Source organism: Natrialba asiatica DSM 12278 (assembly GCF_000337555.1).
Taxonomy (GTDB): Archaea; Halobacteriota; Halobacteria; order Halobacteriales; family Natrialbaceae; genus Natrialba; species Natrialba asiatica.
The window spans coordinates 90,550-114,188 of the sequence record NZ_AOIO01000003.1 but is presented as its reverse complement, the minus strand read 5'-3'; the positions used below and the strand labels follow the sequence as shown (position 1 = coordinate 114,188).

The 23,639-nt window shown below is 61.3% G+C and carries 22 protein-coding genes and 1 pseudogene; 8 read left to right on the top strand and 15 right to left on the bottom strand.

Going from position 1 to position 23,639, the window contains the following annotated elements; genetic code table 11:
- Positions 1-107: 107 nt before the first annotated feature.
- From C481_RS00505 to C481_RS00485, 6 genes are all read right to left on the bottom strand, one after another.
- Positions 108-956, bottom strand: coding sequence for a fumarylacetoacetate hydrolase family protein (locus tag C481_RS00505; protein ID WP_006106780.1), 849 nt, complete (start codon positions 954-956; stop codon positions 108-110).
- A 46-nt stretch (positions 957-1,002) separates the two neighbouring features.
- A complete protein-coding gene (locus tag C481_RS00500) occupies positions 1,003-1,761 on the bottom strand; it encodes an IclR family transcriptional regulator (protein ID WP_006106779.1) in 759 nt (252 codons plus the stop codon).
- An 82-nt stretch (positions 1,762-1,843) separates the two neighbouring features.
- Positions 1,844-1,993, bottom strand: a complete 150-nt coding sequence (locus tag C481_RS23130) for an alpha-L-rhamnosidase N-terminal domain-containing protein (RefSeq protein WP_394295594.1) — start codon at positions 1,991-1,993, stop codon at positions 1,844-1,846.
- Between the two features lie 99 nt (positions 1,994-2,092).
- Complete coding sequence (locus C481_RS00495) at positions 2,093-2,539, bottom strand: glycoside hydrolase family 78 protein (RefSeq protein WP_152422119.1); 447 nt, start codon at positions 2,537-2,539, stop codon at positions 2,093-2,095.
- 351 nt (positions 2,540-2,890) lie between these two features.
- Positions 2,891-3,925: an LLM class flavin-dependent oxidoreductase gene (locus tag C481_RS00490; RefSeq protein ID WP_006106776.1), complete on the bottom strand. Its 1,035-nt coding sequence runs from the start codon at positions 3,923-3,925 to the stop codon at positions 2,891-2,893.
- A 2-nt stretch (positions 3,926-3,927) separates the two neighbouring features.
- Positions 3,928-5,139, bottom strand: coding sequence for an enolase C-terminal domain-like protein (locus C481_RS00485; RefSeq protein ID WP_006106775.1), 1,212 nt, complete (start codon positions 5,137-5,139; stop codon positions 3,928-3,930).
- Between the two features lie 185 nt (positions 5,140-5,324).
- Between C481_RS00485 and C481_RS22870 the strand changes: the two genes are divergently transcribed.
- From C481_RS22870 to C481_RS00475, 3 genes are read left to right on the top strand one after another with little or no spacing between them, the layout of a single operon-like run.
- Positions 5,325-5,447 carry a hypothetical protein gene (locus C481_RS22870; protein ID WP_275040043.1) on the top strand — a complete coding sequence of 41 codons (123 nt, stop codon included), beginning with the start codon at positions 5,325-5,327 and terminating at the stop codon, positions 5,445-5,447.
- Positions 5,444-7,339, top strand: coding sequence for a BNR repeat-containing protein (locus C481_RS00480; protein ID WP_006106774.1), 1,896 nt, complete (start codon positions 5,444-5,446; stop codon positions 7,337-7,339). The genes C481_RS22870 and C481_RS00480 overlap by 4 nt, the downstream gene beginning before the upstream one ends.
- The gene (locus C481_RS00475) at positions 7,336-7,734 is read left to right on the top strand and encodes a hypothetical protein (protein WP_006106773.1); all 399 of its coding nucleotides are present in this window, start codon (positions 7,336-7,338) and stop codon (positions 7,732-7,734) included. Before C481_RS00480 ends, C481_RS00475 begins: the two co-directional genes overlap by 4 nt.
- Positions 7,735-7,851: 117 nt before the next feature.
- On the opposite strand, the gene C481_RS00470 is transcribed toward C481_RS00475, so the two are convergent.
- The 5 genes from C481_RS00470 to C481_RS00450 all read right to left on the bottom strand — a co-directional run bounded on the left by C481_RS00470 (position 7,852) and on the right by C481_RS00450 (position 13,610).
- Positions 7,852-8,883, bottom strand: a complete 1,032-nt coding sequence (locus C481_RS00470) for a zinc-dependent alcohol dehydrogenase (RefSeq protein ID WP_006106772.1) — start codon at positions 8,881-8,883, stop codon at positions 7,852-7,854.
- Positions 8,884-9,071: 188 nt separating this feature from the next.
- Positions 9,072-10,244 (bottom strand): ABC transporter ATP-binding protein, encoded by a 1,173-nt coding sequence (locus C481_RS00465; protein WP_006106771.1) that lies wholly within the window; start codon positions 10,242-10,244, stop codon positions 9,072-9,074.
- A gap of 61 nt (positions 10,245-10,305) precedes the next feature.
- Entirely contained in the window at positions 10,306-11,313 is a 1,008-nt protein-coding gene (locus C481_RS00460; RefSeq protein ID WP_006106770.1) for a carbohydrate ABC transporter permease, read from the bottom strand.
- Positions 11,313-12,239, bottom strand: a complete 927-nt coding sequence (locus tag C481_RS00455; RefSeq protein ID WP_006106769.1) for a carbohydrate ABC transporter permease — start codon at positions 12,237-12,239, stop codon at positions 11,313-11,315. Before C481_RS00455 ends, C481_RS00460 begins: the two co-directional genes overlap by 1 nt.
- A 66-nt stretch (positions 12,240-12,305) precedes the next feature.
- Positions 12,306-13,610, bottom strand: a complete 1,305-nt coding sequence (locus C481_RS00450) for an ABC transporter substrate-binding protein (RefSeq protein WP_049904271.1) — start codon at positions 13,608-13,610, stop codon at positions 12,306-12,308.
- 253 nt (positions 13,611-13,863) lie between these two features.
- On the opposite strand from C481_RS00450, the gene C481_RS00445 reads away from it, so the two are divergent.
- Both C481_RS00445 and C481_RS00440 read left to right on the top strand, forming a co-directional pair.
- A complete protein-coding gene (locus C481_RS00445; RefSeq protein ID WP_006106767.1) occupies positions 13,864-14,382 on the top strand; it encodes an LUD domain-containing protein in 519 nt (172 codons plus the stop codon).
- A gap of 2 nt (positions 14,383-14,384) precedes the next feature.
- A complete protein-coding gene (locus C481_RS00440) occupies positions 14,385-16,562 on the top strand; it encodes an LUD domain-containing protein (RefSeq protein WP_006106766.1) in 2,178 nt (725 codons plus the stop codon).
- A 43-nt stretch (positions 16,563-16,605) separates the two neighbouring features.
- On the opposite strand, the gene C481_RS00435 is transcribed toward C481_RS00440, so the two are convergent.
- Positions 16,606-17,931 (bottom strand): GntP family permease, encoded by a 1,326-nt coding sequence (locus C481_RS00435; protein WP_152422117.1) that lies wholly within the window; start codon positions 17,929-17,931, stop codon positions 16,606-16,608.
- A gap of 153 nt (positions 17,932-18,084) precedes the next feature.
- Positions 18,085-18,954 carry an amidohydrolase family protein gene (locus C481_RS00430; RefSeq protein WP_049904270.1) on the bottom strand — a complete coding sequence of 290 codons (870 nt, stop codon included), beginning with the start codon at positions 18,952-18,954 and terminating at the stop codon, positions 18,085-18,087.
- Between the two features lie 77 nt (positions 18,955-19,031).
- Here C481_RS00430 and C481_RS00425 point away from each other — a divergent pair, with 77 nt between their 5' ends.
- Positions 19,032-19,334, top strand: a complete 303-nt coding sequence (locus tag C481_RS00425; protein WP_006106763.1) for an L-rhamnose mutarotase — start codon at positions 19,032-19,034, stop codon at positions 19,332-19,334.
- A 1,781-nt stretch (positions 19,335-21,115) separates the two neighbouring features.
- Here C481_RS00425 and C481_RS00420 read toward each other — a convergent pair.
- Entirely contained in the window at positions 21,116-21,538 is a 423-nt protein-coding gene (locus C481_RS00420) for a CoA-binding protein (protein ID WP_006106762.1), read from the bottom strand.
- A 150-nt stretch (positions 21,539-21,688) separates the two neighbouring features.
- Positions 21,689-21,841 (bottom strand): annotated as a pseudogene (locus C481_RS00415) (ArsA-related P-loop ATPase); the annotation flags it as partial.
- A gap of 230 nt (positions 21,842-22,071) precedes the next feature.
- On the opposite strand from C481_RS00415, the gene C481_RS00410 reads away from it, so the two are divergent.
- Positions 22,072-22,473 (top strand): ArsR/SmtB family transcription factor, encoded by a 402-nt coding sequence (locus C481_RS00410; RefSeq protein WP_006106760.1) that lies wholly within the window; start codon positions 22,072-22,074, stop codon positions 22,471-22,473.
- Positions 22,466-23,626 carry an ACR3 family arsenite efflux transporter gene (gene arsB, locus C481_RS00405; RefSeq protein WP_006106759.1) on the top strand — a complete coding sequence of 387 codons (1,161 nt, stop codon included), beginning with the start codon at positions 22,466-22,468 and terminating at the stop codon, positions 23,624-23,626. Before C481_RS00410 ends, arsB begins: the two co-directional genes overlap by 8 nt.
- Positions 23,627-23,639 lie beyond the last annotated feature (13 nt).

Sequence of the window (23,639 nt, the reverse complement as noted above, 5' to 3'; positions counted from 1 at the left end):
CACCGGTCGCCTGTGCTCGCTATCGAGCCGTGATCGAAACCGGCCACCCGGCCGCTGAACCCCGTTCTCGGTTTCGATGACAGCAGGGATCGACGAGAGAGCGCACGCTACTCGCGTTCGGCGACAACGTGATTCGTTAGCGTTCCGATTCCGTCGACCTCGACTTCGACGGTATCACCGGGCTTGAGCAGTTCAGGTGGGTCCCGGAAAATGCCGACACCGCCGGGCGTCCCGGTCGAGATAACGTCTCCCGGGCGAAGCGTCGTGATACCGCTAATGTACTCGACGAGTTCAGCAATGTTGAAGATGAACTCCTGCGTGTTCGAAGACTGCATCGTCTCCCCGTTGACGCGACAGGCGACGTCTAACTGCGACGGATCGAGTCGAGTATCGGGGACGAGCGTCGGACCCATCGGGGCGAACGTATCGTAGCTCTTTCCGCGGAAGAACTGCTCGTCCGCGAACTGGGCATCGCGACCGCTAACGTCGTTTATCGCCGTGTAGCCGGCGATGTAGTCCGAGGCGTCGTCCGCGGAAACGTCCTTGGCGGTCCGCCCGATGACGACGCCGAGTTCGACCTCGTAGTCGACCTCGTCGAGTGCCGACGGATGGACGATCGGATCTCCCGGATTCGTCACGGCCGTTCCGGCTTTCCCGAACAGGAGCGGGCGGTCGGGGACCGGCTCGTTCTGTTCTTCAGCGTGATCGTGATAGTTCAATCCGACGCACACGATTTTTCCCGGCCGTGGGACGGGAGCGAGCAGGTTCGCCTCGGTCGCCGGAAGCGCCAACTCGTCGGCGGCGTCGACGGCATCGTCGACGACTCGGAGAAAGCCGGCGTCGGTTAGCTGTTGGTACGATACCGTTTCTCGAAGGCCCGCTAACGGAACGATCTCGTCGTTGCGACGGACGCCCCACTGCGGGGCTCCGCCGGTTGTGTATCGGACAAACTGCATCACTACTCCATGTCAGTTCCACCTACCTAACTATTGCGTTCACGGGCTACGAGTAGGTGAGGTTCACCTCGACGACGTTTGCACACCGGCGGATGCGTTCGGGAATTTCGTCGGTAAAACGGTCCGACTGCATCCGACTCTTCGGTCCGGAAACGCTCACGGCCGCGATGGCCCGATCGGTCTCGTCCGTGATCGGGGCAGCAACGCATCGCATCCCCTTGACGCGCTCTTCGTCGTCGTACGCGTAGCCGCGCTCTGCCACCCGATCGAGAACGTCGAAGAGTTCGTCCCGATCCGCGATCGTGCTCTCAGTTACCTTCGGAAGCCCGTGGCGATCGAGGATGGCCTCGACCTCGTCGCGCGGCCGAAACGCCATGATCGTTTTCCCGAGGGCCGTCGTCTGGAGGGGGACGCGCATGCCGGCGTGCGTATCGAGCTGGACGGCATCAATCCCGCGGGCCTTGTACAGGAAGACGCCGAGCCCGTGTTCTTCAATCATGAGGTTCGCGTGTTCGCCCGTTTCTTCGGCCAACTCGACGATTTCCGGGCGAGCAATCTCGAACACCTTCTTTCGAGAACGGGCCTGGTCGCCGAGTTGCAGAAAGCGAGTGCTGATGTAGTACTCGCCGTCCTCTTTCACCAGATAGCCCTCCTGAGTGAGCGTCCGGAGATGGTCGTGAACGGTACTCGTGGGCTTATCGACGTGAGCAGCCACTTCGGAAACCCCCGCTCCGTTGCGTTCTCGGAGCACCTCCACGATCTCTAACGAGATCTTCGTCGCCTTGACCGGAACCGTGCTCGACATATGTGGGATGTTCACATAGGCCGACAAAAAGGTTCCGGTATTATCGGACGGCCTCTCACCGGCAACGGCCGTCCGGCGGGGGTCAATCCTCACCCGCCCGCTCGCCGTTGACGAACAGTTCGTAACAGCCGACACCGCTAACGTGAATCCGCGCCGCCTCAACGTCCTTTTCGAGTTCGAACTCCGTCCTGAGAAGCGGTTCCGGACGATCGCCGTAGTCGCCTTCGGCCAGGTAGTCGTCGTCTATCGCGTCGTCCGCGCTCCACTCGCCTTCCCAGTGGTCGTCGGTATCGGGGATCGCCGTGGTGAACTGGGCCGATTCGCTCCAGTTTCATTCGTCTCCCTCACCATCCCACAGTCGGACTTTCCAGTGATAGGTCGTGTCCGGCTCGAGCGGGCTCCCGTCGTAGGGAACGTATACCGATCGGGACGACTGGACGACACCGCTGTCCCAAACGCCACCCTCCGTATCGTCGAGTGCGTCCCAGCGTTCGGCTACTCGAACGCGATAGGCCGACTGTTCGGTTCCGCGCGGGCCGGCTATCGTCCAACTGAACCGTGGTACCTCGAAACCCCGATCCGCGGAGTCGCCCGTCGTGGGCGAGACGGTGTTGGAAGTCTCCGCGTATTCGACGCGGAGATCTATCGGAACGATCGGTTCGGAATCCGGTTCTCGACCATGGTCGTTGCGCTCGTCGGGACGCGCCCGATGCCGCTTGGAAAGGAACGGAAGGGTTCCGATCACACCGCCGTACTTCAGGTACTCGCGCCTGTCCACAAGTGATGTTGGTGTCGGTATGGTCGTATCCCGTTCGTCGGTCAGTTCGTGCGAATCCTTTTCAGTCATAGGTCCGTGTTTCGCCGCTAATCGGTCTGCTGACGGTACTGGATGCCGGTTTCGATCGGTTGCGTTCTCGTCACCGCAAACCCATTCCGAGCCGGGGTAAATAACGAGCGCCCACTCACAATATGTGTGAGCATCACTATCGTAGACAACCGCTCGTCTCGAAGACGCAGAACCAGCCTCCACCCTATCGCCGATCGGTCACTTCCGATCATCTCGATCGGACCGGCCGAGTGAAAAGAGACGAGACGACGAGCAGCCCTCAGATTAGCGATGGGAGGGGTCTCACCGGAACTCGGACATCACTTCGTCCGCGAACAGTTCCATCCCGTCTGTCTCCGGGAAGTCGATGAACCAGCACTGGAACTTCGTGACGCCGGCCTCGATCCGCCGTTCGATCGCACCGGCACACTCCTCGGGCGAGCCCATAATGAAGTACTCGCGGGCGTCCGCCTCGGTCTCTATCGGGGTCTGGTCCGTGTACTCCGCCTCGAACTGAATCGGCGTCATCAGGTCGAGCAGCCGATCGAACTTCTCCTCGTCGCGCGTACAGATTACGTGACCGTCCCAGGAGTACTCGATCTCGTCGGGATCGCGTCCGACCGTCTCGCAGTGGTCTTCGATGACCTCGATCTTGTGGTTCAACGTCTCGATATCGCCGTTGAAGACGTCCGTGTTCCACACGTCCGCGTGTTTCGCGACGAGTTTGAGCGTCACGTCTTCGCCCTGGCCGCCGACGAGAATCGGTGGATGCGGGTCCTGCACGGGACCGGGATCGCAGTAGGCGTCCTCGATCTCGTAACGGTCGCCGTCGAAGGTCGCGCCTTCGCCGACATCGGTCGCCCACATCTCCTTCAGCAGCCGGATCGATTCGTCGAGACGCATCAGCCGCTCGAATCCGTCGCGGTACTCCCACCCGTAGGCATCGTACTCGGACTCGTGCCAGCCGGCCCCGAGCCCGAGTTCGAGTCGACCGTCGGAGATCACGTCCAGGGTAGCGGCCATCTTCGCGACGAGCGCGGGATTTCGGTAGTCGTTACAGAGGACGAGCGACCCGAGATTGATATCGTCGGTAAAACCGGCCATCGCCGACAGGAGCGTCCAACACTCGTACTCGGCGTGGTCGCGGCCGAGGAGCAGGTGGTCCGGTGCCCACGCTGCGTCGAACCCGAGTTCTTCGGCTTTCTCGACGCCCGCCTTGGTCGTCTCCCAATTCAGCGATTCGTACCGCGGCGTGTCTCGGTGAACGGGTTCGTCGTCTCCCTCGTCCGGTGCGCCGGCGAAGACGGGAACGTTGTACTCGAAGGTGACGTCCGTCATGGTCACTCCACGGCGAAGTGATCGAGCGCTTCGCGGTTGAGTTCGGCGCTCAGGCCGACGCCGTCGGGCAGCGAGAGGGTCCCGTCCTCGGCCTGCGGTGGATTCGCGTAGATGGCGTCCGCGTAGGTCGAATCCTTGTCCTGCTCGGCCTGGCGTTCCGTGTACCACTCGGGGATCGGGAAGTACTCGGCCATCGGCGCGTTGGTCGAGGCGGCGATGAAGTGCAGGTGCGGATTCGTCCCCGTGTGGGGAATCACCGGCACGTCGTGAGCGCTGGCCATCGCATCGATTTTCTGCAGCTCCGTCAGGCCCCCACAGCGGTGGATATCCGGCTGCAAGATATCGACCGCCTCGCGTTCGAGCAGTTGCTTGTGCCCCCAGCGGGTGAACTCGTGTTCGCCGCCGGAGATCGGCATCGGCGCGGCTTCGCGCACCTCGGCGTAGCCGTCGATGTCGTCCGGGATGACCGGTTCCTCGACCCACGCCATGTCGTAGGGTTCGAGACGTTGGACCATCTTTGTGGCGTACTTGACGCTCCAGCCCATGTAGGCGTCGCCGGCGATCTCGAGTTCGTCGCCGACGGCGTCGCGGACGGTCTCGACGATCCTCTCGTTTTCCTCCATTCCCTTCCGACCCGCTTCGGGCCCGTACCGGAAGCGCAGTTTCATCGCGTCGAAGCCCTGCTCGGCGTAGTCGATCGCCTCCTCGGCGAGCGTCTCGTGATCGACCGGGTGGAGGTTGCTGGCGTAGCAGGGGATCTCGTCGTTTACGGGACCGCCGAGCAGTTCGTAGACCGGTTTGTCGGCCTCTTTGCCGGCGATGTCCCACAGTGCGAGGTCGACCGCGCTGATGGCCTCGATTGCCGCGCCCTTGCGGCCGAAGGGGATCGTTGCGCGGTACATCATGTCCCAGAGCTTCTCACGCTCGCGGGGGTCTTCGCCGACGACGAGTTTCGAGAGTGTCTCGTCGACGATCGTCGCGATGGCACCCGTCGCCCAGTTGCCGTGGCCGACGCCGGTGATTCCAGCGTCGGTCTCGATTTCGACGACGACGTCGCCGACCGGCCCCATCCACTTCCGACGGGCCTGGGGATTGTCACCCTCGGCGTTGTTGTACTCGTCGTACTTGCTCATCACGGTGACCAGCGGGAATTCGACGAACTCACCCCAGGATTCGGTGCTGACGTTGGTCGCGGATATCGCTGTGATTTCCATAGTATCTAGCTCGTGTACACGCTGACTCCATTCGGCAACGATAAAATCTTTTGCACTGTTCGAACCTTCGATACCGAGTTCGGTGAAACCGTTCGGGAACGAGTACGCAAAAGCGTGTTCTAGAGCGGACGAATGACAGCCAAAGAATTATCACACCGCTCGCTGAGAGTTCAGTTCGGGGATTGGTGTGTGAAGTTACCAAAGAACACGGCGGCGACCGCAGGCTCGCCGTCGAGTCGACCGCGTCGATGTGGACGGACCACCGACGGTCGGCCGATCCCCGAGACAGCGACGGACACCAGCAATGACACCGGACACAAACCAGCAAACGCGGAAGGCGGAGACGGGTGTATCGAGTTCAATTCAGCGGCGCACGTTCCTGGCCGCGAGCGGACTGGTCGGCGCGTCAACCCTGGCCGCCGGTCGCGTCGCGGCGGGGCGACGGCCGGGCGGTCGGGAACGCGCCGAGGCGCTCGAACGGCACGTTCTCACGCAGAACGGGCTGGGAAACGCTCAGACCGATACGCCGCCGTTCCAGCCGCGATTGACGACGTACAATGATCGCCAGTACTACGCCTACTGGACCCACGACGGTGAACTCGTCGTTGCCGCGCGCGAACTCCCGGCCGGCGAGTGGGAGCGGAACCGGCTCGATATCCAGATCGACGAGCGGGATGGTCACTGGACGCCGGGCGTCGGCATCGGACCAGACGGACACGTCTTTCTGAACTACAACACGCGCGACTCCGAGATACGGTGGCGACGGAGCGCGAACTCGGAGGACATCGGATCGTTCGGGGACGAGCGCGTCGGAATGACCGGCCGGGACGAGTCGAGCGTCACGTATCTCGAGTTTGCGCGGTTGCTCGACGGGACGCTCCTGGCCGGCTACCGCGAGGGGATGTCCGGTGCCGGCAACTGGATGCTGAACAGATGGCACCCCGACCGAGCGACCTGGGAGGTGCTCCAGCACCCGCTCATCGACGGCGAGGGCGAACAGAACTCGTACATGTGGAACCTCGTACAGTCGGAAGACGGGGTGCTTCACTACTTCTTCAACTGGCGGGGCTCCTGGAACGTACAGACCAACGTCGACCTCTCGTACGCGCGAAGCACCGACGGCGGCGAGACCTGGGAGCGAAGCGACGGGACGCCCTACTCCCTGCCGATCACGGCCGAAGACGCGGAGGTCGTCGATCCGATAGAACCGGGCAGTAACTTCATCAACCAGGGTTGGGCGGGCTACGATCCGCGGACCGGCGCTCCGCACGTCGCGTACTACCGCGACGACGAGAACGGCCACACGCAGGTGTTCCACGCCTTCCTCGACGAGGGAGACGGCGGTGACGACGGCGACGGCAGCGACGGCGGCAAGTGGGTGACCGAACCCGCGACGAACCGCACCACCGATATCGACCTCGGCGGCCCCGGCGTGGTCGCGTCTCCGATCGGTCGAATGGGGATCGTCGTCGACGATGACGGAGACGTTCACATTCTCACGCGAGACTTCGTGCACGGAAGCTGGCCGCTTCTCGTCGAGAAGCAAGACGGGGCGTGGCAGACGTCGGTTCTCTACAAGCGGAACGTAACCTGGAGCGACGTCCACATCGACCCCGCCCGGTGGCGGGAGGATCGCGTCCTCAGTTACATCGACCACCAGCAGACCGTCGGTGACGTTCCCTGGAGCGCCCACTCGCTGCTGGGCGTCACCGATATCGACCTCGACCGGTTGAACCGATCGAATCGGGAGATCGACCTCTCCGGCAAGCCGGACGAGCCGGACGACCTAGACGTGTATGCGTCTACGACCGCCGTCGACCCGCCGCTCTCGGTTGCGAGTTCGACGTTCGAGGATACGAGCGCGGCGCTTGCTATCACGGAGACGACCGTGCCGGCGACGCCGGCGTACGCGCGGGGGACCGTCGCACTGAAATCGAATCCCGATATGACCGTCGAAGCTAGAGTGAAGGCCCAGGGCGAGCACGGAACGACCTACGGCGATCCCGTCGAGATCGAGGACGACGGGACCACGGCCTGGGCGAAGATTCCACAGGCGTTCCGAGCCGGATTCGTCACCGTCCAGTTGCGGGCCGGGTCGGACGGGAGAGACGCCGTCGTCTCCGATGCGGTCCTCGAGATCGGCTATCACGACCCGACTGGTGGCAACACGGACGCTCCCCATGGAGGTGCATCCCAATGACGAAAAAGCCACGCAGCCATCTGACTACGATCTCTACGACAGGGCTGCAGGACGAGGCACCGGTCGTCCGCGAGGGAGACGAGTTCGGCGACACGCCGACGACCCTCGATATCCGACGGGCGACGCCGGCGACGCCTCTCTATGCGAGAGTGACCGCGCGCCTCAGTCCGGTCGATGACGACGCCGGCGGTGCCGTCCGAATCGCGCTGTTGGACTCGCCGGGTCGACGAACCGCGGTCACGGACCCTGCGGCGATCGAATCGGGGACCGGGGTTCGAACGACCGGCTGGCAGCGCGTCCGCCCGGCGTTCAACGGTGGGACGGCGACGGTGCAAGCGTCCAATGCCCGCGTCACCGCGGTAACGTTCGAATTGGGCGTCCGGAACGATATTTGAGCACGCCCCGGTCGGTCGTGGGGTCCCCGAGGCGTCGATTCACGCGCCTCGAACGGGACCCAACGGTGATTCTGCGAATAACAACGCTTTCTATTGCGTCTCACGGTGACTCTCCGCTCACTCGTCGAACTGGAACACCGGCTTGCAGGTTTCGGAATCGAGGAACGCCTCGAACGCACCTGCGGGATCGTCCGCGCTATAGGATGGATCGAGGATCTGATCGATGGCTATCTCTCCGCGTTCCATGAGTCGAAGCGCCTGTTCGAAGTTCGTCCACGTCGACCCGTAGGAGGTATTGACCTCGATCTCACCGCGAACGACCGAGGTGAGCGTGACCTCGCTGCTCTCGTTCGGAATGCCGACGACGACGACCTGACCGCCCTTGCGAGCGGAATCGACGGCGGTTCCAATACCAGTGTGATGGCCGGTCGAGTCGAAGACGACATCGAACCCGCTTCCGTCGGTGAACTCGTCGGCGCGTTCGTCGAGGTCTTCGGACTGAACGTTGACCGTCTCGATACCGAGTTCTTCGAGTAGCGGCAGTCGATACTGGGCGTCCTGATCGAGTCCGGAGACGATAACGTTCGCTCCCAGGGAGTCTGCGACGGCCGCGACGAGAACGCCGATCGGACCCGGCCCTTCGATGAGAACGTCATCGCCGGGTGTCGTTACGGATCGTGAAAGGACGGCGCGTGTAGCGATGCTGGTCGGTTCCGTGATCGCCGCGTGGCGGAGCGGAACGTCTTCGGGAACGACGTGGAGGTGTCCCGGATCGACGGTGACGTACTCCGCGTAGGCACCGTCGCGGTGCATGCCGGTGATCGAGAAGTTTTGGCAGACGTTCGGTTGGCCGTTCTTACACTGGAGACAGTGGCCGCAGTCGTGGATCGGTTCCTCGACGATTTTATCGCCTTCGGCGAACGTTTCGACGGCAGCACCGACGGCGACGACCTCGCCGGCGTACTCGTGGCCCATGATCCGCGGAATCGGGACCCACTCGTAGCCGCCGTCGTATTTGTATGCGTGTGCATCACTTCCACACAACCCTGCTGTATGGACCTTTACGAGCACTTCATCGGCATTCGGTTCGGGCCGTTCTCGATCCTGTGTCTCGACGGACCGAGGTCCCGTCTGAACGATTGCTTTCATAATTACTGGTGCAGCTGAGCTTGCGTAACTCATTCAGAACATGTCGGTACTCGACTTAATAATTTTGGGTATTATATACCACTATTGATTGAAATGTATACTTGATAATATTCATATCCTACTACTTGAACCGAACGCGCGGCTTGGAGGAGCGTGGGCGTCGGTTCGGAACTCGCCGGTTCAATTGTTCAAACCTCGACGCCGTCAGCCGGCGGCTGGGTGTCGGCACGCTCGGCGATAAGGCGTCCTTTGAGCAACGCCTCGGTCCGGGCATCGAACAGGTAGACGTGTTCGGGCGCGATGGCGAGCGAGAGTTCATCGCCGGCGGTGAGACCGTGGAACCCGCCGATCTTCGCGGTAATGTCGCCGAAGTTCGAATCGCCGTGGACGACGGCCTCGGTACCGACCGGTTCGATAACCCGCACTTCGGCGTCGAACGACGGGCCGGACGCGCCCCGCTTCTTGCCGCGACCCTGAAAGATGTCTTGCGGGCGGAATCCAACGAGCACGTCCGTCGTCGCGAATTCAGTATCGACGAGTCGTTTGGGGATATCGAACGACGCGGCGTCCATCTCGACGCGGTATGCGTCGCCTCGCTCGCCGACCGTTCCGTCGAAGAGGTTCATGTTCGGGCTGCCGACGAACTGCGCGACGAAGAGGTTCGCCGGTTCGTTGAACACCGCATCGGGCGTCCCGAGCTGCTGAAGCTGCCCGTGGTTGAGGATGGCGATCTTGTCGGCGATGGTCATCGCCTCCTCCTGATTGTGCGTGACGTAGGCTGACGTGATTCCCACGTCCGACTGGAGTTCGTCGATCTCGGTTCGCATCGTCTTTCGCAGTTGAGCGTCGAGGTTCGCCAGCGGCTCGTCGAACAGGAACAGCCGCGGTTCCCGAATGATCGCTCGGCCGAGTGCGACGCGCTGTTGCTGGCCGCCCGAGAGCTGGCCCGGCTTGTTGTTCAGTAGCTCCTCGATCTCCAGCATCTCGGCGACCTCGGTCACGCGGTCTTCGATCTCGCCGTCGGTCATGTCGTTATTTTCCCGCTTGAGCCCGAATCCGAGGTTCTCTCGGACGGTCATGTGGGGGTACAGCGCGAAGTCCTGAAACACCATCGCGACGTCCCGGTTGCGCGCTTTGACGTCGTTAACGACGGTTCCGTCAAACTGAACCTCGCCCGCGGTCGGCTCCTCGAGCCCACCGATCATGCGAAGCGTGGTCGTCTTCCCGCAGCCACTTGGGCCGAGCAAGACGAGAAAATCGCCGTCGGGAACGTCGATGTGTAAATCGTCGACGGCGACGACACCGTCCTTCTCGGGATCGCCGAATACTTTCGTAACACCGTCTAACTCGAGGTGCGTCATTGCAAATTGGTACCGTCTACCGCATATTAAAAGTAGCGTCTGTTCGAGAGACTGAGCGGGATTAGCCCTTGATCGCGCCGCCGGTCAGTCCCTGCACGAAGTACCGCTGGATGTAGGCCAGGCCGAGCAACACCGGAAGGGAGACGATAATCGACGCCGCGGCGACGACGTTCCACTGGGTGTTGAATCCTTGGACGAAGGTAAGCAGGCCCGGCGGAACGGTATAGTTCTGATTGTCTAGCAGCGTCAGCGCGAACACGAGTTCGTTCCACGCCAGCAGGAAGGCGAAGATGAACGACGCGATGAGGGAATTGCGCGCCATCGGGACGATGACGTACCAGAACGTCTCGACGGACGAACACTGGTCGATGCGAGAGGCCTCGATGATCGAATCCGGGAACTCGTCGAAGAACCCCTTCATGAGCCAGACGACGAACGGCGACGTCATCGCCCCGTAGATGAGTATCAGCGAGAGATGCGTATCGTAGAGGTCCAGGGTATTGATGAGTTCCCATTCGGGGACCATGATCGCGGTCCCGGGGAACATCAGCGACGCGAGCAAGACGCTCATTAGCGCGTTCTTCCCGCGGAACTCCCGACGTGAGAGGACGTACGACGCAATCGTCCCCAACACGACGGCGATAACACCAGCGCCGATAGAGACCTTCAGGCTGTTGAGGATGATCCCGATGACGTCGACGTTGATCGCCGAGGAGATGGTCACACCGAAGACGTTCTCGACGACGCCGGCATAGCCACCCGTCTCGAGCGACGATTCGATGACCAGGCGAAACCCCTCTAGTGATGGATTCTCGGGGAACACCGTCGGCGGGATTTGTTGGATCTCCTGGGTCGATTTCAGCGCCGTGACAACCATCCAGTACAGCGGAAAGAGGAGGTACAGGAGGGAGACGGTCGAAACGAAGCCGACGACGATTTTGCGGAGGTACGTCCCCGCGGTGGTGTCGAAGAGCCACGACTGGTTCTTCCGGAACTCCGCCGTCGGATCGCCCGCATTCGCGTCGGCGTCGGTACTCGGTCCGGTATCGGGGTCGGTAGTCGTTGCCATCAGAACTCACCCTGAAGTTTGTCGTAGACCTTGATGTAGTAGTACGAGAACACCAGCAGGACGACGAACAGCAGCACCGACAGCGCCGAGGCGAGCCCGACGTTAAAGTCGACGAACGCCGTCCTATAGATCATCACCGGGAGCGTACTGCTCGAAACGCCCGGTCCACCCTCCGTCATCACCCACACCATCGAGAAGTTCCGGATGTTGTAGATCAACATCAGCAGGAATCCGATGGCGAGGTTGTACCGCATCATCGGGAGGGTGATGTAGCGAAACCGTTCCCAGGGCGTCGCCCCGTCCATCCGCGCGGCCTCGTACAGGTGTTCATCGATCCCCTGCAGCGACGTCAGCGTCAGCAGCGCAAACAGCGGTGCGAGCCGCCAGATCATCCCGATGATCGGTGGCCACAGCGATAACTCTCCCGAACCGAGCATCACGATATAGTCGTCCACGATGCCCAGTTGTACGAGGAGTTCGTTGATGATCCCCTGGTCGCCGCCGAACATGAACTGCCAGATCGACGCCCCGACGACGCGGGGCAGTACCCACGGAATTAGGACGATCGCACTGGCGACGCTGGTATACGGAAACTTCTCGTACAGGAGCCAGCCGAGGACGAACCCGAAACCGATCGCCGCAATGCTGCCGACCGAAACCCAGACGAACGTGTTCCAGAGCACCTGGTGTAAGTCCGGATTCGTCCAGATCTCCTGGTAATTGGCGAGACCGACGAACTCCCCCTCGTCCGGCGAGAGAAGGCTCTTGCTGAAGAAACTGGAGTAAACCGCTTGCGCGATCGGATACAGGATGAACACTCCGACGAGTACCATCACCGGGACGATCGGGAGGTACACCCTGATCGACTCCGGAATGCGATCGATTACGTTCCCGTACGCCGATCGGGTCTGGTCTGCGTAACTCATGTGACTTCTCACACTCCTTTCTCAGTGCTCTCCGTACTCTCAGCACTCTTCGCACTCTCGGCACTCTCAGGCGAGTTCATCGTCGATAACACCCTGGACCTGCTCGTTCGCGTCGCTACAAGCCTCCTGTGCGGTCGCTTCGCCGAGCATCACCGGCTGCAACACGTTGCGGTTGACGATGCTCTGGACCGAGGCGAGCCCGGAGAACGACGGGAATCGCGCGGTGTTGTTGAATAGGTCATCCTCCTCGTAGAGGGTGATCAGGTCCCCGAACTCCGTCTGCATGAGTTCCGGCGGATCGTCGAACGCGCTCTGGAGCGTGGGAACCCGCCCGCGGATCCCGACGTCGGTCTCGGTATCGCCGGTCCACGGCGCGAGCTGGTCCTCGTTGTTCCACCACTCGATGAACTCGAAGGCGGATTCGCGCTCGTCCGAATCCTCGGTCCCGTTGGCCAGCATGAACGCTTGGGCGTTCTGCAAGAGGAGGTCTCGCGGTTCGAAGTTTCCGGAGGGGCTCTCCGGCAGCGGCGCGCGCGTCACGGTGTGGCCTTCACCGTCGTACCACTCGTCCGGGGCGTCGATCGTCTCCATCACCGCGTTCGCGTGCGAGTACGTGATGAAGATCCCGGAATTGCCCTCGATGAGCCGTCGACCGGCCTCGATGTGATCGTTCTCGGCAATCGCGCTGGGGAAGAGTCCGTTGCTCGCGAGTTCTTCGTAGAGTTCGACGGCTTCGACGAAGCCCGGCTGATCGATGGTCGCCTCGAGCGAGTCGGGGTCGTAGTACCGGCCGCCGTTGGCGTAGACGAAGCCGATGAAGTAGCCGGCCGTCAATCCCTGATCGTTTCCGGAGGTGGTTACGGCCGAATCGACCTCGTCTATGTCTTGCATCTCCTCGGCCAACTGGACGAGTTCGGACCACGTTCGAGGTGGTTCGTCAAAGCTGGTCTGTTCCAGGTAGTCAGTTCGGATATCGACGAACGGTCCCATGTCGGCGTAGCCGCCGGGAAGCGCGTATTGGTGTTCACCGTCGTAGTCGCCCAGGTCGGCGTAGCGGAGCGTCTCGAGGTTCGCCTCCACGAAGATGTCGTTGATTCCGTCCAGTTGATCGGCGAACGCGTCGCCGTCGAGCGGTTCGATGGCACCGGCACCGACGTAGTCCGGGACCTGCTGGGCCTGGCCGGCCATCACGTCGGGAAGGTTGTTGTTCGCCGCCGACGAGGCGATGATCTGGTACTTCTGTCCCCACTCCTGGTGCTGGTAGGTGACATCGCCGTCGTAGTTGTTGTAGTGGCTGCTGATGTACTCCCGTTCGGCCGGCGTCCCGCCGAACAGCCAGAAATCCAATCCGCTCGAACCGCCCCCTCCCATGCAGCCGGCGAGGCCGGCTGCCGCTGCGGCACCGAGGCCGGTTAGATACTGGCGCCTCCCGAGCCCTTGTGTAATACTGTCATCCATCATGGTCCGCTGTTACAAGGATGTATCGTCCCGTGTGATAAATGTACCGGTGCCTGAAACGGGCTCCGATGGTCGAACGGCTCGGTTCGCCGGAAACGGGCCACCACTGTTCGACGGCGTCGGTGACCAAAACTAAGTACGAGGTCACCCCAGCCTATGCATACTGATGGCAACTGCGCGTTCATCGTTCGAATCATCGCTGGAGGACGTCGGCGTCTCGGTAACGTCCGTAGAGACCGCGTCGTTTCGGGAGCAACTCGACGAGACGGTGACGCCTCCCGCAGTCGGCGTTCCGCTCGAAGAGGCGTTCGACGAGCCGTCGCTCTCGCTCGCCGACACGAGCGTGACCGGCGACCCGACGCCCGCAACGTTGCGCGAAGCGACGACCGGCGTGACGGGTGCGCAACTGGGTATCGGCGATTACGGATCGCTGGCGCTGACACCGACGGATCGTGCGAGCGAGCTGGTGAGCCTGTTCGTCGATCGCCACGTCGCCGTGCTCCGCGAATCCGATATCGTCCCGGATATGGACACCGCTATCGAGACGGTTCACGACGAAATCGACCGTACCGGACACAGCGTGATCCTCGCGACCGGTCCGAGCGCGACGGCGGACATGGGTGCGCTCGTGACGGGCGCGCACGGACCGCGGGACGTCCACGTACTCATCGTGGACGGTGAGTAACGATGGCGACGGCAAACGAACTCCGCGAACTGATGCGGACCGAAGGAGCGGCCGTCGAGACAAATACGCAGGCGTTCAACGAGGGACGATACGAATCGGTGTCCGATCTCGAGGAGTACGAGGAACTGAAGCGCGAGGCGCGAGCTACCAAGGAAGATGCCATCGAGCGCCTTCCCGAGTTACTCGATCAGTTAACTGAAACCGTCGAAGAAAACGGCGGCACTGTGTACCTCGCTGACGACGCGGCCGACGCAAACGCCTACATCCGATCCGTTGCCGACGAGCGAGACGCCGAGCGGGTCGTCAAGAGCAAGTCGATGACCAGCGAAGAACTCGACGTCAACGAGGCCCTGGCGGCGGACGGCGTCGACGTCGTCGAAACGGACCTCGGCGAGTGGGTGCTCCAGATCGCCGACGAAGCGCCCTCCCACATCGTCGCACCGGCCATCCACAAATCTCGCGATGCGATCGCCGACCTGTTCAACGAGCGCTTCGATCCCGAAACGCCGTTGGAAACGGCACAGGAGCTGACCCACTTCGCCCGCGAGACGCTCGGCGAGCGGATTCTCGACGCAGAGGTCGGGCTGACCGGCGCGAACTTCATCGCGGCCGAGACGGGAACGATGGCGTTGGTCACGAGCGAGGGCAACGCGCGAAAGACCGTCGCGGCGACGGACACACACATCGCGGTTGCGGGCGTCGAGAAAATCGTCCCGACCGTCGCCGACTTCCACCCGTTTATCGAACTCATCGGCCGCTCCGGCACCGGCCAGGACATCACGTCCTACGTCTCGCTTCTGACACCGCCCCTGGAGACGCCGGTCGTCGATTTCTCGGACGATACGACGCCGATCTCAGCGTTCGACGCCGATCGCGAGTTCCACCTGGTGCTCGTCGACAACGGTCGCCTGGCGATGCGCGAGGACGATCAGCTCCGGGAGACGCTTTACTGCATCCGGTGTTCGGCCTGTTCGAACTCGTGTGCGAACTTCCAGTCCGTCGGCGGTCACGCCTTCGGCGGCGAGACGTACTCGGGCGGCATCGCCACCGGCTGGGAGGCCGGCATCGAGGGGTTGGACGTAGCCGGCGAGTTCAACGATCTCTGTACCGGCTGTACGCGCTGCGTGAACGCCTGTCCGGTCGGAATCGACATCCCGTGGATCAATACCGTCGTCAGGGATCGGCGCAACCGCGAGCGCGAAGAACCCGCCGAGTGGCTCGTCGACGGGCTGACGCCCGACGAGGAGGACGAGGGGGCACCGCTGCAAAAGCGGTTCTTCGGAAACTTCGAGACGGTGGCGAAACTCGGTAGCGCGACGGCCCCGCTCTCGAATTGGTTCGCCGACGCGGATCTGTCTCGACGGCTCATGGCCCGACTGCTGGACATCGATCCCCGCCGCGAGCTGCCGACGTTCGAACGGGAGACGCTCGTGGAGTGGTTCGCCGACCGCGAGTCGACGGTCTCCGACCCCGAGCGCCGAGCCGTCCTGTATCCGGACCTCTACACGAATCACGTCCAAGTCGACCGCGGAAAGGCCGCCGTCGAGGTTCTCGAGGCGCTCGGCGTCGACGTCGTCGTCCCACCGGTTCCCTCTAGCGGCCGCGCGCCGCTCTCCCAGGGAATGGTGTCGACGGCGACGGACCACGCAACCCGCGTTGCGGAGACGCTCAATCCCCACATCGAAGCGGGGCGGGATATCGTCGTCATCGAACCGAGCGATTACGCGATGTTCCAGCGGGAGTACGAGAAGTTCCTCGACGAGGCGACGTTCACCGAACTCGCCGACGGAAGCTACGAAGTGCTCGAGTACGTCTACGGACTCCTCGAGAACGGTGCCGATACGTCGGCGCTTCCGGACGTCGACGCCGAAGTCGCCTACCACAGCCACTGTCAGCAGCGCACCCTCGGGCTGGAACCCTACACTGTCGCCGTCCTCGAAGACCGCGGCTACGATGTCAGCACGTCCGACGTAGAGTGTTGTGGAATGGCCGGCAGCTTCGGTTACAAATCCGACTACTACGAACTGAGCATGGACGTCGGCGAGCGGTTACGGGAACAACTGCAGGACGACGGCGTCCGCGGTCGGCCGGTCGTCGCCAGCGGGACCTCCTGTCTCGAACAGATCGACGCGTTGCTGGAGCGCCAGCCCCGCCATCCGGTCGAACTACTGGTCGAGTGAGCACGCCGCCGCTCGGTCCACTTGTCCGAGTCCGATTCCGCGGCTACACGAGAACGGCTATCCCGATCGCCCCGACGAGACCGAAGACGGAGAGGATCGCCTCGCCGAGGGTGTAGGTTTTCAGTCCACCGGTCACTTCGAACCCCGCGAGTTCGGTCACGACCCAGAACCCGCTGTCGTTGATGTGCCCGATGCTCATGCCGCCCGAGAGCGCCGCGAGCGCGATCGCCGATCCCGCGACGCTCGTCTCGACGCCGGCCATGATCGTCATCGCGGTGATGCCCGCCACGGTTCCGGAACCCTGCGAGACGCGCATAACGAGCCCGATCAGGAAGGCCAGCAACACGATGACGATGCCGTCTCCGCTGACGCCGATCAGGTCCACGAGCGCGTCGGCCGCTTCGGTCTCTTGAATGACGAATCCGAACGCCCCGCCGGCACCGGTGATCGTCAGCACGAGTCCGGCCGGCCGGGTCGCCTCGGAGAACGCGTCGGACAGTTCGTCGCGCCCGACGGATCGAACGTACACGACGATCGCGACGAGTAGTCCGACGAGCAAGGCGATGATACGGCTTCCCAGGAAGTCGAGGTAGACGTTCGGCTCGCCGGTCACGGCCTCCGTCGTCGTTTGCAGGAGGATGAGGAAGATGGGCGCTGCTATCGGCAGCACCGACGCGATGAACGAGGGCCGGTCGGTCCACTCCTCGTCCGCCTCGTCGAACGGGATATCCGCGATATCTTCCTCGCTGTCCCAGAGACGGGAGACGACGCGACCGTAGACGGCTATCGAGAGCGCGACCGCAGGGAACCCGACCACCAGTCCGGCGACCATCATCTCGCCGATTCCGAACTCGAGCAGTTCCGGCGCGGCGAGCGGGTTCGGCGTCGGCGGAACGAACGTGTGCGCTCCGGCCGCACCGATGACGAGCGAGCCGACGACGACCGGATAGGAGTGTTCGGTCTCCTGCCAGAGCGCGATGACCATCGGTATCAATACCAGAAACGCGACGTCAAAGAACACCGGGACCGCGACGATCGCACCGGACAGTCCGAGCGCGTACGGAACGTATCGCGACGGCACCGCGTCGGTAAGCGTGGTCGCTATTTGCGTGGCACCACCGCACCGCGCGAGTAACATGCCGATCATGATGCCGAAGATAATCGGAATGCCGATCCCTTGCATGAGTTCCCCGAATCCTTCGCCGATGCTCGCAACCGTTTCGTTGAGCCCCAGTCCGGATGCGATACCCATGTACAACGCACCCACGATCAGCGAGACGGCGGGATTGATATCGAGGGCGATGATTAGCGAGAGGACGATTGCGACTGCGATACCGATATTCGCGGCTAGTACGGTTGCGCCGACCATGGTAGCGCGGAGATTCAAGTACATCATTAATAAAGGTTTGGAAGAGAGTGTCACCCAGAACAGTCGATCGGGGAGTCCGAGCGAGTATCACCGGTCGGACCGGGTGTTCGTTTTGGCGACCGGTAGATAATCGGCTCAAACAGTCCACGGACGTCAGTCAAGCCCGACGTGACGCCGAAATGCCCTCCCGGTTAGCCAGGCGCGATCCCCCTCCGAGAGCGAGTCAACCTGTCGGAGCCAGTGACGGGCCTCGGGATAGCTCGCAACGTCGCTCACGTTCGGATAATCCGATCCCCAGATGACGCGCTCGCGGCCGAACGTCTCGAGGAACCACCGGACGTGATCGTGCATATCCGCGTACGGGAACGTCGTCTCCGACATGTGGGGAATCTCCGAGACTTTCACGGCGACGGTGTCGTACGCCGCGAGTTCAGCGAACTGTGCGAACGTTCCCTCGTCGGTCGGCGTCTCCGGCCCCGCGTGCGCGAAGTGATCGAACAGATACGCGAGTCCGGGATACCGATCGACGAGTTCGAGCGCCTGATCTAACTGCCCGTGATCGCAGAGGAGTTGAACGGTGGCATCCGTCTCGACGGCAGCCTGCCAGAACTCGGTCTCCGCGATGGCGTCCCGGAGCCAGGTGACGCCGGGGTCGAACGTCTCCCACATCTGATCGGCGGGGCAGGCCGCCCCGAGGCGGAAGCCGAGGATGCCGTCCGTCTCCATGCACCGTCGAAGCTGATCGGCAGCACCCTCGGCGAACGGATCGAGCATGACGATCCCGTACAACCTGTCGTACGCCTCGGCGACTTGCAGGGTGTACCAGTTGTCGGTCCACTCGCAGATCGGATAGCCGACGAGAACGGCTTCGTCGATCCCGTTCCGATCCATGTCTGCCAACAGCCGGTCAGCCGTGTAGACCGTGTGGACGGTGAACTCGTCGACGAGGTCCAGTACCGCTGCGTTCACCCAGGGATGTTCCTCGCTCGCTTTCCCCCATGCATGAGTGTGTGTATCAATCATACGCCCCCATTGTGCGGTCATCGTAGTAAACGTTCCCGACAGAAGAACTAAATTAGCCCCTGTCGAAACGGGACTCGATGGAGCGAATTGCGTTTCACCTCCGAATCGAGGACGGAAAACGAGGGGCGTATCGAGACGAACACGCGGCCGTTCCTGATGCGCTCGAATCGGCGTACCTCGAATCTGATGCCGGAGTGGAGACCTACAGTGTCTTCGAAAAGGATGGCCACGTCTTCGGATACATGGAAGTCGAAAATACCGAGGCGATCCGCGATATTATGGCCGAAAGCGACGCCCAAGCCGACTGGGATGCGGTTATGGAACCGATTCTTGCCGACGATGACGAATCGTGGCTGGACGAAGTGTACCGAATGATCTAACCCCTGCGAAGCAATCCGTTTCCGGCAATGGCGGAAACGTAGCCAGAAGACCACTCGGAGTTCAACGCAACGGTTCTGCCATGCACCTTTTAATTCAATGAGCTGATAATTACGACGATAGAGAACTACCGTGAGCCACATTTGGACACGCAACCGGCAAAAATTCCTGCCGGAGAAGCGACTTGCACCAATTCATCCGATAATACCGGAAAGATCAGCGAAAGAGCAGCTCGGTATCCACTGAGGGCCCTCGTCCCGAATTAATCGAATCGACTGTACTGAAAGAGAGAGGCCACGCCACCCGTGATCGAATGGCCGGCCCGCGACGGCCGTGATTTCGCGATCCGAATCTGCTCTAAAGGCAGTTCAGAATCGATCACGACCCGTTCCGATCCGGGGAACTCTCGGGACAACCACTATCGCCACTATCGAACGGTAGCCGGGGACCTGACCGCGCACTCTACCACGACAAACGTTTCTCTTCAGTATGGCACGGCTGTATTTACAGAGGTACATTTGTAATCCACTGGGCGGACAGTTTGCTCTCCCTAAAGAGGTGGTACAACGCACTCAGCAGTGCTATTTCGGAAGACAGCCCAGAACCAGCGTTCAAGAGCGGAAAAATCGTTCCGGCAATACCGGAATCAGGGTGAGAGGAATGTGAACTCCAGTACCTGCGTCCCACGTGACTCGGTAGGCAGTTGAGGTGCAGTCTTCGGTGATGGAGAAGTGGTGGAGGTTTGGCGTGGATATTCCCATGTCGACGGGAGCAAACCACGCGAGACGGCCCCGCGTATCGAATTCACCGGGATCGATATCTCTCGGCACGAATCGCGGGTTGTACGCGTAGTGATTGGGTACCGACAGCTTATCTAGCGACCACTCTTGCTCGATATACACAATACAATCGCCCCGAGATGAATTCCTACTAGTGGGTACGGCACCGTCTATGTCGGCCAGTTTGAGAAGCGAGCAGGTGGGGGCGGTAGTTTGGCTATGCTGCTCGCAGACCTTCTCAGTGAGTTCGACGCGGCGGAATCCGTTGATCTGGGGGTACGTGAGCGAAGAGTAATCTCCGCCGTCCGGTTACACGCGACCGGTTGTCCGCTCCGACGATACACGCTCTTCTCCGCTTGGTCGGCATAAACCGCTCTCACTCACTAATATGGACTCTGTACATCGGTTCACTGCTAGTGTTCCAGATCCGCCGACGCCCACGGGAGCAGTGCTCTCGTGTGGCCGCTCGAGGGATTTCGCTCTCCAATGGTCGGCGAACTCGGATTCGCCTCGATAGCGGAACGCGGAGCGTTCTGCGGGTAGCGACGCTACCGCGGATCGGTATTGATGAAATCTCTGCCAAGAGAAGCGGCAACTAGAATTGAGTGCCTGGTGCAATATTCGCCGAGTCAACGCGCATTCTTGACATCTACTCTTCGAACGGCGAAGCACTGATTCAGTTGTCGCGTTCCCGCATCGATTCGACGGATCGCTCTGAAACCGCATCGAGACGTAATTTCGCAACCTCAACGGACGGACCGCCGTTTTCATACGAGTTCAGTGGGCAGTCGACCGGCTGTGAGACGGTGGTTCCAGCAGTTCAGCAACTATTCCAACCAACGACGCCCGAATCACGCACTTACCGAACGAATACCTGCGGAGATTGTTCAGTCAGTGCCAGCGGAATCGATGAAGAGAGATAGATCCGCCACTGCCACTAACAGCGAATCCGCCACCGTAGATCAGAGTACTCGAAGGGAGTGAGGCGTAGTGAGTATCTTCGGTCAGTCCATCGGATGGCGAATAAGCCGGCCATGTTCGACCTTCATACAGTGATCTTGAACCACCGCTAACCCGGCCGCTTCTGCCGTTTGTGCAGCCTCATCGTGCCGTATTCCAAGCTGCATCCAGATCGCCTTCACGTCGCTCCGAGCGAGCGCCTGTTCTACTAGTTCCGGAACTTCCTCACTTGGCCGAAAGATCTCGACAATATCGATAGGCTCCGTAACGTCGGCCAGCGAATCGTACGCCCGTTCGCCGAAGACCTCGTCCGCATTTGGATTGATGGGAGTGATATCGTAGCCGTGGCGCTGAAGATACGCTGGTACGATGTGTGCTGCCTTCTCGTACGACGTCGACGCTCCGACGACTGCAACGCGGTCGTACTCAAGGATTCGTCGGAGTTCGTCCGTTTCTTCGGTCGGCATACGTACACTACCGGAGTCGGAACGATCAGTGTATCGCCAAAACTCACCCCATACTATCCGTTTGACCGAATATAGGAAACACAACAACTAGTTGGTGCTGTCTTTTGATCAGTTCCGGCCTCGTTCGAGCCACGGAGAGCACGACGAGTGCTCGACCGGCTCCCGTCGGTACTTCTCGGCCGCCGTGTCAGGGTCGATTTCGACGGCCGACGGACGTTCGATATCGTCGATTTCGGTCACATCGGGGCCGATTTCCTGGTCGAAGGTGTCAGAGGGGTTTGGCGCAGGATCGGTCGTTACCAGCGAGTCAGCCGTCACACGATGATCGCGTCCAATTTATTTGAGCCAAAATTCAATCGAATTCCTACTCAGGCATATCCATAACCCCTTTGGTCGGGTTCCAAGACGAGTACGGTGTTGTCTGCCCCTAAGCTGGTTTTATATCCATTCGGGGGACAGACCGAGTCTTCTCGACGCATTCTCCCGCGGGTTCTCCGGAAGGTTTAATTGAGAATATGGTCAATTCGATCTCGATGGCACAACCAACGGAACGGCTTCGACGCTACCTCGATGACGAACTCGAGGAGTGTCGAAGCGAGGATATCGAGCGTCGGCTCGACGAGCTAGGGACACTCGAGGCGGGGCTCGGAACGGCACAGGCCGACGCTGAACTCGATGTCCTCTCGGCACTCGGGAACGAGACACGCTACACACTCGTGCGCGTACTGGTTGCGGCACAGGAGGAACTCTGCGTTTGCGAGTTGAACGCAGTCGTTGACGTGACCGAGAGCGGTCTCAGCCACGCCCTCTCGAAACTCGTCGATGCGGGTCTCGTCGACGGCCGGAAGGACGGGCGCTGGAAGAAGTACCGGGCAACCAACCGTGCGATAGCACTCGTCACGGTCCTCGAAGGGAGCGTGAACGGTGATGAGTAACGTCGAACACGAACACGGCCCGCACTGTGACTGTCCAGATTGTGGGGACCCGCGGTCGATGGATTTCCTCGACAAGTACCTCACCGTCTGGATCTTCGCCGCGATGGCAATCGGTGTGGGAGTGGGCTATGTCGCCCCGTCGGTAACCGATCCCATTCAGGACCTTCACTTTGTGGAACTCGGGCTCGTGCTGATGATGTATCCGCCGCTGGCGAAAGCCGATTACTCGCAGCTCCGGGCGGTGTTCAGTAACTGGCGAGTACTCGGGCTCAGTCTCGTCCAGAACTGGCTCATCGGCCCGACCCTCATGTTCGGGCTTGCGGTAATCTTCTTCAGTGGGCTTGTTCCAGGTCTCCCGCCCCGTCCCGAGTTCTTCCTCGGACTCGTGTTCATCGGGATGGCCCGGTGTATCGCGATGGTGCTCGTCTGGAACGAACTCGCCGAGGGTTCGACCGAATACGTGACCGGCCTGGTCGCATTTAACAGCCTCTTCCAGATCATCACGTACGGGGTATACGTCTGGTTCTTCGCGCTGTTCTTGCCGCCGCTGCTCGGCATGGAGTCGCTGGTTGCTGGGATCACGACATTCGAGATCACGCCGATACAGGTGTTCGAGGCGATCGTCATCTTCCTCGGGATTCCGTTTGCCGGCGGCTTCCTTACCCGCTACGTCAGCACTCGACAAAAGGGTGAGGAGTGGTACGATGAGGAGTTCATCCCAAAAATCGATCCCCTCACCCTCGTCGCATTGCTGTTTACCGTGATCGTCATGTTCGCTACACAGGGCGAGAACATCGTCGCCTCGCCGGGCGACGTCTTGTTGATCGCCGTTCCGCTGACGATCTACTTCGTCGTGATGTTCCTCGTGAGCTTCGGTATGGGCCGTGGCATCGGCGCGGACTACTCGACAACGACCGCGATTGGATTCACGGCTGCTTCGAACAACTTCGAGTTAGCAATCGCGGTCGCAGTCGCCGTGTTCGGTGTCGGTTCTGGCGTCGCGTTCGCGACCGTCATCGGGCCACTCATCGAGGTCCCGGTCCTGCTGGGGTTGGTCAACGTCGCCCTCTACTTCCAGCGGAAATTCGACTGGAGCGCCTCCAATACTGGAAGTCTCGATGCATCGACGTCCGACCCAGCAGCTAACGATTAACCACTACAACAAT

Bases quoted from the DNA above. Each gene is read 5' to 3' on its own strand.
- C481_RS00480 (WP_006106774.1), top strand. From the start codon at position 5,444: ATGACACCGGACACAAACCAGCAAACGCGGAAGGCGGAGACGGGTGTA.
- C481_RS00425 (WP_006106763.1), top strand. From the start codon at position 19,032: ATGGAGCGAATTGCGTTTCACCTCCGAATCGAGGACGGAAAACGAGGG.
- C481_RS00500 (WP_006106779.1), bottom strand. From the start codon at position 1,761: ATGTCGAGCACGGTTCCGGTCAAGGCGACGAAGATCTCGTTAGAGATC.
- C481_RS00465 (WP_006106771.1), bottom strand. From the start codon at position 10,244: ATGACGCACCTCGAGTTAGACGGTGTTACGAAAGTATTCGGCGATCCC.
- C481_RS00430 (WP_049904270.1), bottom strand. From the start codon at position 18,954: ATGATTGATACACACACTCATGCATGGGGGAAAGCGAGCGAGGAACAT.
- C481_RS00505 (WP_006106780.1), bottom strand. From the start codon at position 956: ATGCAGTTTGTCCGATACACAACCGGCGGAGCCCCGCAGTGGGGCGTC.
- C481_RS00440 (WP_006106766.1), top strand. From the start codon at position 14,385: ATGGCGACGGCAAACGAACTCCGCGAACTGATGCGGACCGAAGGAGCG.
- C481_RS00470 (WP_006106772.1), bottom strand. From the start codon at position 8,883: ATGAAAGCAATCGTTCAGACGGGACCTCGGTCCGTCGAGACACAGGAT.
- C481_RS00410 (WP_006106760.1), top strand. From the start codon at position 22,072: ATGGCACAACCAACGGAACGGCTTCGACGCTACCTCGATGACGAACTC.
- C481_RS00420 (WP_006106762.1), bottom strand. From the start codon at position 21,538: ATGCCGACCGAAGAAACGGACGAACTCCGACGAATCCTTGAGTACGAC.
- C481_RS00475 (WP_006106773.1), top strand. From the start codon at position 7,336: ATGACGAAAAAGCCACGCAGCCATCTGACTACGATCTCTACGACAGGG.
- C481_RS00450 (WP_049904271.1), bottom strand. From the start codon at position 13,610: ATGGGAGGGGGCGGTTCGAGCGGATTGGATTTCTGGCTGTTCGGCGGG.
- C481_RS00435 (WP_152422117.1), bottom strand. From the start codon at position 17,931: ATGGTCGGCGCAACCGTACTAGCCGCGAATATCGGTATCGCAGTCGCA.
- C481_RS00490 (WP_006106776.1), bottom strand. From the start codon at position 3,925: ATGACGGACGTCACCTTCGAGTACAACGTTCCCGTCTTCGCCGGCGCA.
- C481_RS00460 (WP_006106770.1), bottom strand. From the start codon at position 11,313: ATGGCAACGACTACCGACCCCGATACCGGACCGAGTACCGACGCCGAC.
- arsB (WP_006106759.1), top strand. From the start codon at position 22,466: ATGAGTAACGTCGAACACGAACACGGCCCGCACTGTGACTGTCCAGAT.
- C481_RS00485 (WP_006106775.1), bottom strand. From the start codon at position 5,139: ATGGAAATCACAGCGATATCCGCGACCAACGTCAGCACCGAATCCTGG.
- C481_RS00445 (WP_006106767.1), top strand. From the start codon at position 13,864: ATGGCAACTGCGCGTTCATCGTTCGAATCATCGCTGGAGGACGTCGGC.
- C481_RS00455 (WP_006106769.1), bottom strand. From the start codon at position 12,239: ATGAGTTACGCAGACCAGACCCGATCGGCGTACGGGAACGTAATCGAT.